We start from the raw sequence: 15,873 nt of genomic DNA on the forward strand, positions 1-15,873 counted from the left end.
GTTAATCTATGAACAAGGAATTAAAACAACAAGTTGATAATCGCCGCACATTTGCGATTATTTCCCATCCGGATGCGGGGAAAACAACGATTACTGAACAATTACTTTTGTTTGGTGGTGCAATTCGCCAAGCCGGTACGGTTAAAGGAAAAAAAACAGGGAATTTTGCTAAATCTGACTGGATGGAAATCGAAAAACAACGTGGGATCTCAGTTACCAGTTCAGTGATGCAATTGGATTACAAAGGAAAACGCGTCAATATTTTGGACACACCTGGACACGAAGACTTCTCTGAAGATACTTATCGAACATTGATGGCTGTCGACAGTGCAGTGATGGTGATTGATAGCGCGAAGGGGATCGAAGCACAAACGAAAAAATTATTTAAAGTTGTCAAAAAACGCGGTATCCCGATTTTTACTTTCATCAATAAACTAGATCGTGATGGTCGCGAACCACTTGAATTACTTGAAGAACTCGAAGAATTATTGGATATCGAGTCTTACCCAATGAACTGGCCAATTGGTATGGGAAAAGGGTTGGAAGGCTTATATGATATTTACCATAATCGTGTGGAATTTTACCGTCCTGAAAACTATAACGATGAACGTTTAGTTGAACTAGATGAAGATGGCTTGTTGCCTGACAATCATCCATTAACTCAAAATTCAATTTACTCACAAGTATTGGAAGAGGTTGAGTTAGTCAAAGAAGCCGGCGATGCTTTTAATGCGGAAAAAATTGCACGAGGTGAGCAAACACCTGTCTTCTTTGGTTCAGCGTTAACGAATTTTGGGGTGCAAACTTTCTTGGAAACTTTTGTAGACTTAGCGCCATCACCACATGGACATAAAACTCGGGATGAGCAAGTCATTAGTCCTTACGAAGAAGAATTTTCAGGCTTTGTCTTTAAAATTCAAGCAAATATGAATCCTGCACATCGTGACAGAATTGCCTTTGTGCGAATCTGTTCAGGAACATTTGAGCGCGGAATGGACGTTTCTTTGGAACGTACAAGCAAAAAATTGAAATTAAGTAATGTGACTCAATTTATGGCAGATGCTCGTGAAAATGTCGAAAATGCAGTTGCAGGTGATATTATTGGGGTCTATGATACCGGAAATTACCAAATTGGTGATACTTTATATGAAGGAAAATTAAAAGTTGCTTATGAAGAATTGCCTTCATTTACACCAGAATTGTTTATGAAAGTCACAGCAAAAAATGTGATGAAACAAAAATCTTTCCATAAAGGAATCCAACAATTGGTTCAAGAAGGTGCAATTCAGTTGTATAAAACTTATTTGACTGAAGAATACATTATTGGTGCTGTAGGACAACTCCAATTTGAAGTTTTCCAATACCGAATGATGAATGAATACAATTCAGAAGTCATTATGACGCCAATGGGGAATAAAATCGCGCGTTGGATCAATCCAGAAGACCTAGACGAAAAGATGAGTTCAAGTCGAAATATCTTAGCTCGTGACCGTTTCGATCAACCACTCTTCTTGTTTGAAAATCAATTCGCCATGCGCTGGTTTAGCGACAAGTATCCGGATGTTGAATTGAAAAGTTTGCTCTAAAAAGATTGCTCGTGAATCAGCTGTAAAAAATAAAAATCGTACACTTACAAAAGCTCTTTTTTGTCAAAATTTGATGGAAAAGGGCTTTTTTTGTTTGGAATGATCGAAACATTCCTATGCTATAATAAAGTACAGGATTAAGTATAAAAGAAATGGATTTTGATTGATTACATAGAAGAAAAAATGATGTGAGGTGGGCCCAGACATGTTTCGAAAAATAGATCAAATTCTTAAGAAATCACCATTTTATAGGATGATTGCAGTGGTTAGTTTAGTTGCAATAGGCGAAAGCTTTTTAAATCTCTTCAATCATCGCTTCCTATTTAGTAACATGCAAACGACCTATACGTTTCTATTTCTCTATGGGGCAATGTTGCTTCTTTCAAAGCTGTCTTTGCCTAAGTGGTTACTATTCATCTTGGTTTATTTGATTTTTTTTACTATTGCTAGCGTTGAAATGTTTCTTGATCATAGTTATGTTGACTACACTTCCTTTATTGTTGTTGGTGGAGTCACTCTGTTGGTTGCAACAATTGTAACAATCGGTGCGGTGGAAATCAAAAGGCGAGGATATCATTAATACAAATGCTTGAGAAAACACTTGATGAATTAATAGAAAGAAATAACTAGCTAAAAGATAAAACAATAGCACAGAAGAGCCTATTTTTGATGGGCTTTTTTTGTGTAATTGAAAAAGTCAAAAGGAATATTTTTCTAAAAATAGTAAGAAAACTGAACAGGTAAAAAACAAGTATATCTCATGCTTCAACTTTTTTTGTTGACGACTAAATGAAATTTTAGTATCATCAATATGAACATTGTTCATGTTAGAGGAGGAAGAGTAATGAATAATGCTGTTAGCTCAAAAGAAGAACTGATTAGCTATTGTAAAGAAATTGTGAAAGAGCAAGGGATTCAGGCGGTTAATATCCGTTCTTTAGCCAAAAAAAGCGGTATCTCTGTTGGGGCTGTTTATAATTATTTTCCTTCAAAAAGTCATTTGCTATCTGCAACAATTGGAAGTATTTGGGCAGAAATCTTTCATTTGTCTGAAACATCTTTCGACTTTAACAACTTTCTTGACTGCTTAGCAGCTTTGCTAAGAAGCATCGAAAAAGGAAAAGAACTATATCCTAATTTTTTTACGGCGCATGCGTTAGTTATGCCTGCGGAAGATCAAGCAATGGGTTCAGAATTGATGGAAACTTATTGGAACCACATCAAGCAAGGAATGCTCAAGGCGTTACAAAAAGATTCACAAGTTCGAGAAAGTGTGTTTAATCAACAATTATCAATGGAAGAATATGTCGATTATATATTTGAGCTATTCTTGTACACAATAATTAGCGAAAAAAAACATGAAAATTTATTGCAACTCGTCCGTAACTCAATCTATTAGTAAAAATTTTAAAGCAAAATGAACATCGTTCACAAGGAGTGCTTATGGTAAAAAAAATCCAGTTATTATTAATTGCAAGTTTGGTTTGGCTGTTTGCAGGTTTTAATGTCATAAAGATTGGAATAGATGCATATCAAAATTATGTTGGAATATTGAACATATTTCTATCCATTTTCATTTTTTTACTCTTTTGGTTCATGGTATTTGGACCTTTGACAAAAAAACATACACAAAGAATCAGTGAACTTAACGAAGAAAAACAGTTCTTTTTAAAGTTTTTTGATGGCAAATCATTTAGTATCATGGCAATCATGATTCTTGGAGGTTTTAGTATTCGAAAGTTTCAACTATTACCTGAACAATTTATCGCCATTTTTTACAGTGGTCTAGGGTCTGCATTGTTTTTAGCAGGCATCGTTTTTTGGTATAACTACTTTAATTCAAATAGAAAGTGAGCGGAAAATATGAAAAAAGTGATGAATACAGCTATTGTTTATTTTGTTCTGGCAATGACTAGTGGTGTTTTTTATCGAGAAGCCACCAAGTTAAATGATTTTACGGGGCAGACGGTTTTGGCAGTTGTCCATACTCATTTATTTGCTTTAGGAACGGGACTCTTTTTATTGATAGCAGTTCTTTTTAAGGTGACACGCTTAGAAGAAAATAAACGATATAAAAAGTTTTATATACTGTATAACTTATCTTTTCCTTTGATGATTGTAATGATGGTTGTTAGAGGGCTAATCCAAATCCAACAACAAACGATTTCTACTGGTGTGGATGCCATGATTTCTGGGATTGCGGGTTTATCGCATATTGGAGTCACAGTGGCATTGTTGATGGTGTTATTAGCAATAAAAAAAGAAATGCTTAATGAAATGTAGGAAGAAGGAGAAGCGTAGATGTCAACTTTATTGATTGCAGCAATTAGTTGCATGGTTTTAGCTTTAACGTTTTATACAATTGGAGTATTTGCCGAAAGAAAAAAAGGTTTATTGTTGAACTGGCATGCATTGGTTTTCTGGTGTGGTTTTGTCTTTGATACTGCTGGAACAACGATCATGAGTAAAATTTCTGGTCGTGGTTTTACATTTAATTTGCACAGCGTAACGGGATTAGTTGCGTTACTATTAATGGCTTTTCATGCAATTTGGGCAACAATTATTTTGATTAAAAAAGACGACAAAGCCAAACAGACATTTCATCAATTTAGTTTATTTGTCTGGATTGCATGGCTAGTTCCTTTCGTTCTAGGGATTTTCATTGGCATGAATCAGTAGGAATTTTTGTCTAAAAAGTTTAAAAATAAAAAACAGTTTTAGAGGGTGAGATAAAACAAAATCTCATCCTCTTTTTCATCTCATTCTGAGAGTATAGTCCACATTTTAAGTTAGCAGGCGACAAATAGAACCGTTTTTTGTTATGATTTTATCAAGAATAAATTTCAGGGAGTGAGTGACAATGGCAAGACCGAAGACGAAGACTGATCTGATGTTCCTTGCAGAGGAACAATTTGTTGCGTTGATGGAGTTGGTAAATACGTTGACTGATGAGGAACAGAAGGCACCATTTACCTTTGATGAGGCGTTTTTGACCAAGAAAAAAGAAAAACACTGGCGTCGAGATAAAAATGTCCGAGATGTTTTCATTCATTTATATGAATGGCATCAATTACTTTTAACTTGGGTGAAAGAAAATCAAGCTGGTCAAGAAATTTCATTTCTGCCGTCACCTTATAACTGGCGAACATATGGAGAAATGAATGAAGTATTTGTTGAAAAGCACCAAACTACTTCTCTGGAGCAAGCAAAAAAATTGTTGGAGCAGAGCCATCACGAAGTAATGACTGTGATCAATTCTTTTACAAATGAAGAACTATTTGAAAAAAATCAACTAAGCTGGACGGGGCATTCGACGTTAGGCAGTTATTGTGTATCTTCGACTTCCAGTCACTATGAGTGGGCAATAAAAAAAATCAAGCAACAAATCAAAAGCAAAAAATAAACTTGCTATACAAAGAAACTAAACTGTTTTACTCCATTCATGTTATGAAAAATCGACTAAAGATGTCTAGCTAAAATCAAGTATAGTCACGGACAAAAGGATAACCTGTTAATGAAGTTAGGAGGAAAAGATGATTCAAAACTTAAACAAACTAATCGATTATATCGAAGAAAACTTAACAGGTGAACTTTCATTGACTGAAATTGCTCAACAAATGGGCATTTCTGACTATCATCTAAAGCGAACTTTTTCATTTGTTGCTGGTATGACTTTAACGGAATATGTTAAAAATAGAAGACTGGAATTAGCAAATCAAGACTTGATTTCAGGAAAAAAAGTTACCGAAGTCGCATTTAGCTATGGATATCAGACAGTTGAAGGTTTTTCAAGAGCTTTTCGAGAGTGGAGTGGATACCTACCTTCAGAGATTAGAAAAATAGGAATTCAAAAATCTTTTCCTAAACTTTCATTTTATATTGAAGTAAGAGGAGGAATTTCAATGGAATTCAAAATTGAAAAAAAAGCGCCATTTCGACTAGTAGGTGTGTCGAAGCGTGTACCAATCCAATTTGAGGGAGAAAATCAAAGAATTGTTGAACTGGCATAATCCATTACCGAAAAACAGCGGGAAGAAATGCATCAATTAGGTGACTTATATCCTCACCAAGTAGTAAATGCTTCTTATCATTTTGATGAGGGAAGATTAGCAGAAACAGGAAGCTTAACCCATATGATTGGTTTTTTAACTAGTAAAGAAAATATTTTTAGTGATTTGGAACAGATAACTGTTCCAGAACATACATGGGCTATTTTTCCTAACCGTGGAAAGTTTCCTGAAGTGTTACAAGAAACAATGGCACTGATTTTCTCTGAATGGTTACCTTCATCAGAATACCAATTAGTAGAGGCACCGGAAATTTCTTTTACTAGTTGGACAAAAGATCAAGAAAATTTGGCTAGTGAAATCTGGTTAGCTGTTACTAAAAAAGAAGGAATAACTGATGAAGGTTAAACTGATTTTAGAAAGTCGATAGATTACAAGGACGAGATAATTGTGTTTTGTTCTACGAGGCTGGGAGGAATTTAACTCCCAGCTTTTTTGTAATTGGTGCTAAACGGATGAAAAAGTACATACAAAAGTTTCTTAAGTTTTCCCGCTACGAGTATTTTTACATTACTTGCGAAAAATAAATTTTTAAATAAAAAAAATATTCTTTTTTGCGTATATAAACTTAAAAAAGGAAAGCGAGGTGGGAAACGATGGAGACAGAATGGCAAAAACGAGAACGAAAATTGAGAAAAAAAGCGGAGATGCTAAGACTGTGCCGACTATTGGATATTGAAGACTGGGATCAAAATCAAGCAATCAGTAGTGAAATCAAAAAAATAGTTAGCGGAGTGACTCGAAAACCAGAAGTTAACAATAAAAATGTCATGAAGACTCAAAAAGAACAAAGAATCAGAGAAATAAAAAAATTAAGCAACGAACTAAGTGTCGCAAGAAGCAATGAGAACAACTAACTAAAATAGTTTACTAGCTACTGTATATATGTACAGGTACGTGTGGCTGTATGCAGTGTAGTATAGAAAAAACATGATTATCTCAATATTAAGAAAGACAAAAATAAAATAAGCCTGACCAACAAGAATTGATGAACAATTCAAGTTGATTAGGCTTATTTTTAATTATATGCTAATTCTTGTCCTAGTGGTTGTTTTGGAATAGAAATTTCAACCATACCTTCAAGTTCAATAACTGTGATATCTTCTTTACGATAGTCTGCGTCATGGAGTTTCTTCAAGAAGTATTTTTGCACTTCTTGAATTTCATTTTGGCGGATATTTCGCTTATGATTCACTAGCAAAATCTCATTGTGTTCAGGTGCTTCAGTATAGACAACTGTGGTATTTCCCATGCTATAAACTTTGACCATATGTGCGTCAGTATTTTCTAATTGATTTAATACAAGGCGTGAATGGCTATTCGTCACGTTTACTAATTTCATGGCGCTCACCTCTCTTCTTTACGCATAAGTACATAAGTAACAGAATTATTTACCTAATTATAATTTTTTTCTCATAAAATGAACAGTAATTTGCATTGTCTTTTAAAAAAAACTAAGGAGAGAAAGAAAAGCCGAACTTTCTATAAAATTTGTAAAACAAATTGAAGAAAGCACGACTTATCTTTTTGATTCACACTGCGAATAGTTGTTAGTTGTCAATTATTCCACAGCTTTAGATTTTGATTCTTTTGCCAAACGTTCAGGTTTTGATGTAATAACGATTCGGTTTTCTTTATCTAGTTTTGCTTTCAAATCATGGATTGTTGGATGATCTAGATAGAATTCCGCAATCCCGTCTTCAATTTGTTCTTGGATTGTTCGACGAAGTGGACGTGCGCCCATTGATGGATCATATCCTAAATCAACTAATTTTTCTTTGACATTTTCAGGTACTTCAATATGAAGTTGTTGAGGTGCCAACATTTCATTCACGTCATTCAACATTAAAGTAACGATGGACATTAAATCTTCTTTTGACAAAGCGCTGAATTCAATGATGCCATCAAAACGGTTCAAGAATTCTGGTGTGAAATAGTTGTTTAATTGATTCAAAACAGAGCGAGTAACGCCTTCTCTCGCTGCACCGAAACCAACATTTGCTTCAACTTTACCTGTACCAGCATTACTTGTCATAATGATGATCGTATCTTTGAAGCTGACTGTCCGACCTTGCGCATCTGTTAAACGACCATCATCCAAAATTTGCAAGAACATGTGCAAGACATCTGGATGTGCCTTTTCAACTTCATCAAGCAAGATTAGGCTATACGGATTACGTCGTACTTTTTCAGTTAATTGACCAGCTTCTTCATAACCAACATAGCCAGGAGGGGAACCAATCAATTTTGACACGCTGTGTTTTTCCATGTATTCAGACATGTCGAAACGAATCATTGAGTCTTCGGAACCAAATAACTCGAAAGCTAATTGTTTAGCAAGTTCTGTTTTCCCGACGCCAGTAGGTCCAACAAATAAGAATGAACCAATTGGGCGATCTTTTTTGCTTAATCCAACGCGGTTACGGCGGATGGCTTTGGCAACGCGTTCCACGGCGTTGTCTTGACCAATTACGTGCGCTTTCAAATCAGTTGCAAGATTTTTAAGCTGTGTTTGTTCTTTTTCTTTCAATTCACCAACAGGAATACCTGTGCGTTGTTCAACAATTTGTTCCATATCTTTTTCTGTGATGACTGGTGTTTCTTCATCGGTGATTTGTTTTTCCTTCATTTTTTGAAGTTTATTGATTTGGTCACGATAATAGGCTGCTTTTTCAAAGTCTTCTTCGTTAGAAGCCTGCGTTTTTTGTGTTTCAGCTTCTTGAAGTTTTTTATCAATCGTTTTTGGATCAACGATTTGGATCGTCAAATTTTTCTTTGAACCAGTTTCATCTAATAAATCAATTGCTTTATCAGGTAAAAAGCGGTCTTGGATGTAACGGTTAGACAGGACAGCTGCAGCTTTGATTGCTTCATCTGTATATTTCACATGATGGTAGTCCTCATAACGTTTTTGTAGACCTTTTAAAATACTAATTGTTTCATCGACAGTTGGCTCATCGACACGGACTGGCTGCATCCGACGTTCAAGAGCAGCATCTTTTTCAATAATTCGGTATTCGTTCAAAGTAGTAGCACCAACCATTTGAAGTTCACCACGAGCTAAAGCTGGTTTTAAGATATTTCCGGCGTCCATGTTTCCATCACCCGCAGCACCTGCACCAACGATTTCATGAACTTCATCAATGAATAAGATTACATTTTCTGCTTGTGTGATTTCTTCAATCAGTTTTTGCATCCGTTCTTCAAACTGACCACGAATCCCAGTTCCTTGAACTAAAGAAACAACATCTAGACGAATGACTTCTTTATCCATCAATTTTTGTGGAACATCGCCATCAACGATTTTTTGTGCCAAACCCTCAACGACTGCTGTTTTACCAACACCAGGTTCACCAATTAAAACAGGATTGTTTTTTGTTCGGCGGTTGAGGATTTCAACCACACGTTTGATTTCTTCATCACGACCGATAACTGGGTCGATATCACCTTGACGAGCTTGTTCAGTGATATTAATGCCATACTCACTAAGCAAACCTTCAGTATTTCCTTGTGGTGGTTGTCCACCGTTAAAGTTATTACCGCCACCGAATTGAGTAGGTGGTGTTTGTTCATAACCATTTCCTTGTTGTTGCATTTGATTAGACATTGAACGGAATAGATCGTCAAGACTACCAAATCCAAATGGATCATTTTGGGCCATATTTGTCAGACCTCCATTTTTTTGATTTTTCATTTTTTGATAACAGCTCTGGCAATAATCTAATTGCGCTCGATGTCCGTTAACTGTTGCGTATAAATGAATCGTTGCTTCATTTTTGCCACAATTTTGACAAAGCATGTGTTGTTCACGTCCTTTCACAAAATGGGTTGCATCTTTATTTTACAACGCATATTTCAAGAGGTAAAAAGAAAACCCTTATCTTTCTTCCATCATTCGTTAGTTGAGAAGGTAAAAAAAGCCTATTGACCATTTCTGACCTTTGAACTTATTATACTAAAAAAAAGAAGAGAATCAACTATTTTAACTCGAATCAATTTTGATTTTAAAATAGCGTAATAAAGGCGCATCTAATAGAAAGAATGTCTTAGACTACATAACAAAGCCTTGTACTTTTTCTTAAGGAAGAGAGAAGAAAAAAACTTGTGTGATTTGTCCAAAAAAGAAGATAAAATAATAGAAGTTTATTGAAAACGGAATCAACGAATGAATGCGAAAGGATAAATCCAATAACGAAAAGAAAAGGAGTTTAAATAAAATACTTTTCATTGAATTTGAATGAAAACTGTTGTATCTGTCGACAAAAAATGGTAATCTTTACAAATGAAAGGGTAAAGCTTTATTAGAAATCTTCTGGATTGCTAAAAAAGAAAACCCTCACATAAAAACAACACTCACTTAAAGGAGACCGATCAATATGGAAAAGAAAGAATTTCACGTAGTAGCAGAAACTGGGATCCACGCACGTCCAGCTACATTATTAGTACAAACAGCAAGCAAATTTAACTCTGATGTAAACTTAGAGTATAAAGGTAAATCAGTAAACTTGAAATCTATCATGGGCGTTATGTCTTTAGGTGTAGGTCAAGGTTCTGACGTTACAATTACAGCTGAAGGTGCTGACGAAGCAGACGCTATGGCAGCTATCGTAGAAACAATGAAGAAAGAAGGCTTATCTGAATAATGGTTGAAATGCTAAAAGGGATTGCCGCTAGTGACGGTGTAGCCGTTGCAAAAGCTTACCTGCTAGTTCAACCGGATTTATCATTCAGTAAGACAACAGTAGAAGATACAGCTGCTGAAGAAACTCGTTTAGATGCTGCATTATTAAAATCTACTGAAGAATTGCAACAAATTCGTGAAAAAGCAGCGCAAAGCTTAGGTGAAGCAGAAGCGCAAGTATTTGATGCTCATTTGATGGTTCTATCAGACCCAGAAATGATTGGTCAAATCAAGCAAAATATTAAAGATAACAGTGTGAATGCTGAATCAGCTCTTAAAGAAGTAACTGATATGTATATTGGCATGTTTGAAGCTATGGATGACAACGCTTATATGCAAGAACGTGCTGCTGACATTCGTGACGTTGCAAAACGTATTTTAGCGCATCTATTAGGTGTGAACTTGCCAAATCCTTCAATGATTAACGAAGAAGTTGTCGTTGTTGCTCATGATTTGACACCAAGTGACACAGCTCAATTAGATCGTACATTTGTTAAAGCTTTTGTGACTGATATTGGCGGACGCACTTCTCACTCTGCAATTATGGCTCGTTCTTTAGAAATTCCAGCAATCGTTGGAACGAAAGAAATCACTGCTAAAGTAAAAGAAGGTCAAATGTTAGCTGTTAATGGTATCGAAGGTGATGTAATCATCGAACCAACAGAAGAACAAAAGGCTGAATTTATTAAAGCAGGAGAATCTTACGCTGCACAAAAAGCAGAATGGGAAAAATTAAAAAATGCTGAAACAGTTACGGCTGATGGCAAGCATTTTGAATTAGCCGCAAATATTGGAACACCAAAAGATTTAGTTGGTGTTCATAACAACGGCGGAGAAGCTGTTGGTCTTTATCGTACAGAATTTTTATACATGGATTCTCCGGACTTCCCTACAGAAGATGACCAATATAAAGCTTACAAAGCTGTCCTAGAAGGTATGGAAGGTAAACCTGTTGTTGTTCGTACAATGGACATCGGTGGGGACAAAGAATTGCCTTACTTACAATTACCACACGAAATGAACCCATTCTTGGGTTACCGTGCACTACGTATCAGCTTGTCTGAACAAGGTGATGACATGTTCCGCACACAAATGCGTGCATTGTTACGTGCCTCTGTTCATGGTAACTTGCGTATCATGTTCCCAATGGTAGCTACTTTGAAAGAATTCCGTGCAGCAAAAGGAATCTTTGAAGATGAAAAACAAAAATTAATTAATGAAGGCGTGGAAGTATCTGATACAATCCAAGTCGGAATTATGATTGAAATTCCTGCCGCAGCTGTCATTGCTGACAAGTTTGCTAAGGAAGTTGACTTCTTCTCAGTAGGTACAAACGACTTGATCCAATATACTATGGCTGCTGACCGTATGAATGAACGTGTTTCATATCTATATCAACCTTACAATCCATCAATCTTACGTCTAATTAAAAACGTGATTGACGCAGCACATGCTGAAGGCAAATGGGCTGGAATGTGTGGAGAAATGGCTGGGGATCAAACAGCTGTGCCTCTATTAGTTGGTATGGGCTTAGATGAGTTCTCAATGAGCGCAACATCTATTCTTAAAACACGTAGCTTGATGAAACGTTTAGATACAACGAAAATGGCTGAACTTGCAGATCGCGCATTGAAAGATTGCGATACAATGGAAGAAGTCGTTGAACTTGTAAATGAATACGTAAAATAAGCTTGACTATTGAGTGTTAGAAATTTTGCTAGCTTTAGCGAGATTTCTAACACTTTTTTTATTTTCTCGTAACATGTTTAGTTTTTTCAATTGAATCGCTTACTTTTTAAGTTGTTGAAAAATAGGGCTTAAGTTTGAGTGACAGTTTCTTGGCTATGTTATACTATATAGGAGAAGGGGGACGTAAGGTGAAAGTATTATTATATTTTGAAAGTGAAAAAATACTTGCAAAATCTGGGATTGGGCGTGCGCTTGATCATCAAAAGCGTGCTTTGTCAGATGTGGGGATTCCTTATACATTAGATACCAACGACGACTATGATATTTTGCACATTAATACTTATGGTATCAATAGTCATAATATGGTTAACAAAGCGCGAAGAGATGGCAAGAAAGTTGTTTATCATGCACATTCGACAGAAGAAGACTTTCGCAATTCGTTTATTGGCTCTAACCAATTATCTCCTGTCGTCAAAAAATATCTAGTGAGTTTGTATCAAAAGGCAGATTATTTGATTACGCCTACACCATATTCTAAAAAGTTATTAGAAAGCTACGGAATCGAAGTACCTATTCGTGCAATTTCCAATGGAATTGATTTAGATAAATACCAACCTGATCTTACGAAAGAACAAAGATTTAGAGAATATTTCAATTTGTCTTCAGATCAAAAAGTAGTGATTTGTGTTGGCTTGTTTTTTGAACGAAAGGGAATCATTGACTTCGTTGAAATTGCTAGAGAAATGCCTGAGTACACATTTGTTTGGTTTGGTCATGTACCGATGTACTCGATTCCTAAAAATATTCGAAAAATCGTTAAAGAAGACCATCCGGAAAATGTCATATTCCCTGGTTACATTCGTGGAGATGTCATTGAGGGTGCTTATTCAGGTGCAGATTTGTTTTTCTTTCCTTCATACGAAGAAACTGAAGGAATCGTTGTTTTAGAGGCGCTAGCAAGTCGACAAAATGTCTTAGTTAGAGATATTCCAGTGTATGAAGGCTGGTTAAAAGATGGCGAAAACTGTTATATGGGACGAACGAATCAAGAATTTATTGAAAAAATCAGACAAATAACTGAAAAAGAGGTTCCAAGTTTGGTGCAAGCTGGTTATCAAACAGCCGAAGAACGTAGCATCGAACGAATTGGGCGAGAACTTCAAGGAGTTTATGAAATGGTGTTAGAGGAACAAGAAGCACCTTTAGAGGTAAGAAAAAGTAAATCAATGAAAAGGTAGTTTGGAGGCAAAAAAACATGAAAGTTGGCTTTTTTACCGATACCTATTTTCCGCAAGTTAGCGGGGTTTCTACATCAATCAAGACATTAAAAGATGAACTTGAAAAAAATGGTCATGAAGTCTATATTTTCACTACAACAGATCCGAATGCGGATAAATTAGAAAAAGATGTTATTAGGATGCCAAGTGTTCCGTTTGTTTCTTTCAAAGATCGGCGAATCGTTGTAAGAGGCATGTGGTATGCTTATTTAGTTGCCAAAGAGCTGGAGCTAGATTTGATTCATACACATACCGAATTTGGAGCGGGGATTCTGGGGAAAATGGTAGCCAAGAAATTGAAAATTCCAGTTATTCATACTTACCATACAATGTATGAGGATTATCTTCATTATATTGCAAATGGTAAGGTGATCAGACAGTCACACGTCAAATATTTTTCGCGTATTTTTGCTAACCATACGACAGGAGTGGTTTGTCCAAGTGAACGAGTGATTGACACGTTACGTGGGTATGGTGTAGTTGCACCGTTGCGAGTGATTCCAACGGGGATTGATATCGAGAAGTTTAAGCGATCAGATATTACTACTCAGGAAATCAGCGCCTTACGTACGTCATTAGGAATGACTGATGACCAATTGATGGTGCTTTCGCTTAGTCGGCTCTCTTATGAGAAAAACATTCAAGCAATTATTCAAGGTTTTCCAGAAGTCATTGCATCTTATCCAAATGCGCGCTTAGTGATTGTTGGAAAAGGACCTTATATGGAAGAATTACAAGAGTTAATAGAAGAATTAGACTTACAAGAAGTCGTTCAGTTTACTGGTGAAGTTGATAACAATGCAGTTGCTCTGTATTATAAAGCAGCAGATTATTTTGTCAGCGCGTCCACTTCCGAAACACAAGGGTTAACATATACAGAAGCTATGGCTGCTGGTACACCGTGTGTGGTTGAAGGTAACGCTTATTTAAATCGCCTATTTGATCACGCATCATTAGGAAAAACATTTGAAACAGACCAAGATTTTGCACAAGCACTTATTCAATATATAACAGATGAGATTCCTCGTGATGAAGCAGTTTTAGCTGCGAAGCTTTATGAAATTTCGTCTACTCATTTTGGTGAAGCAATGATTGAATTTTATCAAGACATGATTGTTTATCATGAAGAGGAAACGCGCAGAAAAGAAGAAGAAGCTTCCATCGAGCGAATTAAAATTAAATTAAATTCATTTAAACGATAAATAAAGCAATTTATTCTTAAAAAACCTTGATTCTAGCGTATACTAGAGTCAAGGTTTTTTTTAGGAGGTTGAAAGATGAAACTCGGATTTATTGGAACAGGAGTAATGGGTAGCTCAATTGTTGAACACTTATTACGAGCAGGATACGAAGTGGTCGTTTATAATCGAACAAAAGCAAAAGCAGATCCTTTAGTTGCTAAGGGAGCTGTTTGGGCAGAGACACCACAACTAGTTGCTAGACAAAGCGAAGTGATTTTTACAATGGTTGGATACCCAACAGACGTTGAAGAAATCTATTATGGGCAAAATGGGATTTTTTCAGCAGATGTTTCGGGGAAAATTGTAGTTGACTTAACAACCAGTACGCCAACTTTGGCAGAAAAAATTGCTCAGACAGCTTCTGAAAAGGGAGCAGCTGCGTTGGATGCGCCAGTTTCTGGTGGCGACTTAGGAGCAAAGAACGCGACATTAACCATTATGGTTGGTGGACAATCAGATGTCTACGAAAAAGTTTTACCAATTTTTAGAGAGTTTGGCTCAACTTTTACATTACATGGTGATGCAGGAAAAGGTCAGCATACAAAAATGGCCAACCAAATCATGATTGCTGGTACAATGACAGGGATGACCGAAATGTTAGCTTACGCACAAAAAAATCAACTTGATTTGAAAAAGGTGATTGAAACTCTTTCTGGTGGTAGTGCAGCAAACTGGTCTTTGAGCAATTATGCGCCACGTATTTTACGCGAAGACTACTCTCCCGGATTTTTTGTTAAACATTTTATCAAAGATTTAAAAATTGCTTTAGATGAAGCTGAAAACCAATCACTTGAACTACCAGCTACAAAACAAGCACTTATCTTGTACGAACAGTTGACTGGTAAAGGGTTTGAAAATGATGGGACACAAGCGTTGATTAAACTTTGGTGGCCGAATGGAAATGTTCCAGAAAAAAAATCATAAAAAACTGGTTTTTTTCGCGAAAATCAATGCAAGACAGCCATGACTTTGATACAATATAACAGAAATAAGAAAAGGAGGACCTCCTATGACACATTCACAATTAGTCGCAATTATTAAACGACTGGAGGCTATGGTCGAATCAGCAGACAACGAGTTGCAAGTTCGTCGCTTTGAAAAAGAAGGCGTTGAAAAATGTACAGTAACTTATGATAAAGCAACTACTACATTTGAATTAACTGAAACAGATACACACCAACAATACGAGTTTGATAATATTGATATCGTTGCGATGGAAATCTACGACTTAATCCAATAAGTTTTGCTCATTTAGCGTAAGCTTGTAAACAACATAAAAAGACCGAGATGATTATTCGTCTTGGTCTTTTTATGTTGTTCTGTTTGAGTGGC

Annotated in this window: 16 protein-coding genes and 1 pseudogene; 15 read left to right on the top strand and 2 right to left on the bottom strand. The window is 36.1% G+C overall.

Annotation, left to right across the window (positions count from 1 at the left end):
• The first annotated feature begins 8 nt into the window (after positions 1-8).
• The 9 genes and pseudogenes from AB3I20_RS03645 to AB3I20_RS03685 all read left to right on the top strand — a co-directional run bounded on the left by AB3I20_RS03645 (position 9) and on the right by AB3I20_RS03685 (position 6,510).
• Positions 9-1,586: a peptide chain release factor 3 gene (locus AB3I20_RS03645; RefSeq protein ID WP_067480807.1), complete on the top strand. Its 1,578-nt coding sequence runs from the start codon at positions 9-11 to the stop codon at positions 1,584-1,586.
• Positions 1,587-1,791: 205 nt separating this feature from the next.
• Entirely contained in the window at positions 1,792-2,166 is a 375-nt protein-coding gene (locus AB3I20_RS03650; RefSeq protein ID WP_368026950.1) for a hypothetical protein, read from the top strand.
• A gap of 264 nt (positions 2,167-2,430) precedes the next feature.
• Entirely contained in the window at positions 2,431-2,985 is a 555-nt protein-coding gene (locus AB3I20_RS03655; protein WP_075491212.1) for a TetR/AcrR family transcriptional regulator, read from the top strand.
• Positions 2,986-3,029: 44 nt separating this feature from the next.
• On the top strand, positions 3,030-3,440 hold the full coding sequence (locus tag AB3I20_RS03660; RefSeq protein WP_368026951.1) for a hypothetical protein: 411 nt from the start codon (positions 3,030-3,032) through the stop codon (positions 3,438-3,440).
• A gap of 9 nt (positions 3,441-3,449) precedes the next feature.
• Positions 3,450-3,869 carry a DUF2871 domain-containing protein gene (locus AB3I20_RS03665; protein ID WP_368026952.1) on the top strand — a complete coding sequence of 140 codons (420 nt, stop codon included), beginning with the start codon at positions 3,450-3,452 and terminating at the stop codon, positions 3,867-3,869.
• Positions 3,870-3,887: 18 nt separating this feature from the next.
• Positions 3,888-4,265, top strand: coding sequence for an HsmA family protein (locus tag AB3I20_RS03670; RefSeq protein WP_067480822.1), 378 nt, complete (start codon positions 3,888-3,890; stop codon positions 4,263-4,265).
• 181 nt (positions 4,266-4,446) lie between these two features.
• Positions 4,447-4,989, top strand: coding sequence for a ClbS/DfsB family four-helix bundle protein (locus tag AB3I20_RS03675; RefSeq protein WP_067480825.1), 543 nt, complete (start codon positions 4,447-4,449; stop codon positions 4,987-4,989).
• A 130-nt stretch (positions 4,990-5,119) separates the two neighbouring features.
• Positions 5,120-6,001 (top strand): annotated as a pseudogene (locus AB3I20_RS03680) (GyrI-like domain-containing protein).
• A 248-nt stretch (positions 6,002-6,249) separates the two neighbouring features.
• The gene (locus AB3I20_RS03685) at positions 6,250-6,510 is read left to right on the top strand and encodes a hypothetical protein (RefSeq protein ID WP_067480831.1); all 261 of its coding nucleotides are present in this window, start codon (positions 6,250-6,252) and stop codon (positions 6,508-6,510) included.
• Positions 6,511-6,671: 161 nt separating this feature from the next.
• Here the strand turns inward: AB3I20_RS03685 and AB3I20_RS03690 are convergent, their stop codons facing one another.
• On the bottom strand, positions 6,672-6,995 hold the full coding sequence (locus AB3I20_RS03690) for a DUF1827 family protein (RefSeq protein WP_067480834.1): 324 nt from the start codon (positions 6,993-6,995) through the stop codon (positions 6,672-6,674).
• A gap of 219 nt (positions 6,996-7,214) precedes the next feature.
• Positions 7,215-9,452 carry an AAA family ATPase gene (locus AB3I20_RS03695; protein ID WP_368026953.1) on the bottom strand — a complete coding sequence of 746 codons (2,238 nt, stop codon included), beginning with the start codon at positions 9,450-9,452 and terminating at the stop codon, positions 7,215-7,217.
• Positions 9,453-10,029: 577 nt separating this feature from the next.
• On the opposite strand from AB3I20_RS03695, the gene AB3I20_RS03700 reads away from it, so the two are divergent.
• From AB3I20_RS03700 to AB3I20_RS03725, 6 genes are all read left to right on the top strand, one after another.
• The gene (locus AB3I20_RS03700) at positions 10,030-10,296 is read left to right on the top strand and encodes a phosphocarrier protein HPr (RefSeq protein WP_002287602.1); all 267 of its coding nucleotides are present in this window, start codon (positions 10,030-10,032) and stop codon (positions 10,294-10,296) included.
• Positions 10,296-12,023, top strand: coding sequence for a phosphoenolpyruvate--protein phosphotransferase (gene ptsP, locus AB3I20_RS03705; protein WP_067480840.1), 1,728 nt, complete (start codon positions 10,296-10,298; stop codon positions 12,021-12,023). The genes AB3I20_RS03700 and ptsP overlap by 1 nt, the downstream gene beginning before the upstream one ends.
• Positions 12,024-12,211: 188 nt before the next feature.
• The gene (locus tag AB3I20_RS03710) at positions 12,212-13,261 is read left to right on the top strand and encodes a glycosyltransferase (protein WP_211276007.1); all 1,050 of its coding nucleotides are present in this window, start codon (positions 12,212-12,214) and stop codon (positions 13,259-13,261) included.
• 17 nt (positions 13,262-13,278) lie between these two features.
• Positions 13,279-14,502, top strand: a complete 1,224-nt coding sequence (locus AB3I20_RS03715) for a glycosyltransferase family 4 protein (protein WP_067480843.1) — start codon at positions 13,279-13,281, stop codon at positions 14,500-14,502.
• A 75-nt stretch (positions 14,503-14,577) separates the two neighbouring features.
• On the top strand, positions 14,578-15,465 hold the full coding sequence (locus tag AB3I20_RS03720) for an NAD(P)-dependent oxidoreductase (RefSeq protein ID WP_368026954.1): 888 nt from the start codon (positions 14,578-14,580) through the stop codon (positions 15,463-15,465).
• An 85-nt stretch (positions 15,466-15,550) separates the two neighbouring features.
• Complete coding sequence (locus tag AB3I20_RS03725; RefSeq protein WP_067480849.1) at positions 15,551-15,781, top strand: YkuJ family protein; 231 nt, start codon at positions 15,551-15,553, stop codon at positions 15,779-15,781.
• Positions 15,782-15,873: the final 92 nt, after the last annotated feature.

The sequence above is a fragment of the Enterococcus sp. C50 genome (assembly GCF_040887505.1).
Lineage (GTDB): Bacteria > Bacillota > Bacilli > Lactobacillales > Enterococcaceae > Enterococcus_B > Enterococcus_B thailandicus.

What these genes read in the sequence shown, in the direction of transcription:
- AB3I20_RS03645 (WP_067480807.1), top strand. Translation starts at nt 9, where the DNA reads ATGAACAAGGAATTAAAACAACAAGTTGATAATCGCCGCACATTTGCG.
- AB3I20_RS03650 (WP_368026950.1), top strand. Translation starts at nt 1,792, where the DNA reads ATGTTTCGAAAAATAGATCAAATTCTTAAGAAATCACCATTTTATAGG.
- AB3I20_RS03655 (WP_075491212.1), top strand. Translation starts at nt 2,431, where the DNA reads ATGAATAATGCTGTTAGCTCAAAAGAAGAACTGATTAGCTATTGTAAA.
- AB3I20_RS03660 (WP_368026951.1), top strand. Translation starts at nt 3,030, where the DNA reads ATGGTAAAAAAAATCCAGTTATTATTAATTGCAAGTTTGGTTTGGCTG.
- AB3I20_RS03665 (WP_368026952.1), top strand. Translation starts at nt 3,450, where the DNA reads ATGAAAAAAGTGATGAATACAGCTATTGTTTATTTTGTTCTGGCAATG.
- AB3I20_RS03670 (WP_067480822.1), top strand. Translation starts at nt 3,888, where the DNA reads ATGTCAACTTTATTGATTGCAGCAATTAGTTGCATGGTTTTAGCTTTA.
- AB3I20_RS03675 (WP_067480825.1), top strand. Translation starts at nt 4,447, where the DNA reads ATGGCAAGACCGAAGACGAAGACTGATCTGATGTTCCTTGCAGAGGAA.
- AB3I20_RS03685 (WP_067480831.1), top strand. Translation starts at nt 6,250, where the DNA reads ATGGAGACAGAATGGCAAAAACGAGAACGAAAATTGAGAAAAAAAGCG.
- AB3I20_RS03690 (WP_067480834.1), bottom strand. Translation starts at nt 6,995, where the DNA reads ATGAAATTAGTAAACGTGACGAATAGCCATTCACGCCTTGTATTAAAT.
- AB3I20_RS03695 (WP_368026953.1), bottom strand. Translation starts at nt 9,452, where the DNA reads ATGCTTTGTCAAAATTGTGGCAAAAATGAAGCAACGATTCATTTATAC.
- AB3I20_RS03700 (WP_002287602.1), top strand. Translation starts at nt 10,030, where the DNA reads ATGGAAAAGAAAGAATTTCACGTAGTAGCAGAAACTGGGATCCACGCA.
- ptsP (WP_067480840.1), top strand. Translation starts at nt 10,296, where the DNA reads ATGGTTGAAATGCTAAAAGGGATTGCCGCTAGTGACGGTGTAGCCGTT.
- AB3I20_RS03715 (WP_067480843.1), top strand. Translation starts at nt 13,279, where the DNA reads ATGAAAGTTGGCTTTTTTACCGATACCTATTTTCCGCAAGTTAGCGGG.
- AB3I20_RS03720 (WP_368026954.1), top strand. Translation starts at nt 14,578, where the DNA reads ATGAAACTCGGATTTATTGGAACAGGAGTAATGGGTAGCTCAATTGTT.
- AB3I20_RS03725 (WP_067480849.1), top strand. Translation starts at nt 15,551, where the DNA reads ATGACACATTCACAATTAGTCGCAATTATTAAACGACTGGAGGCTATG.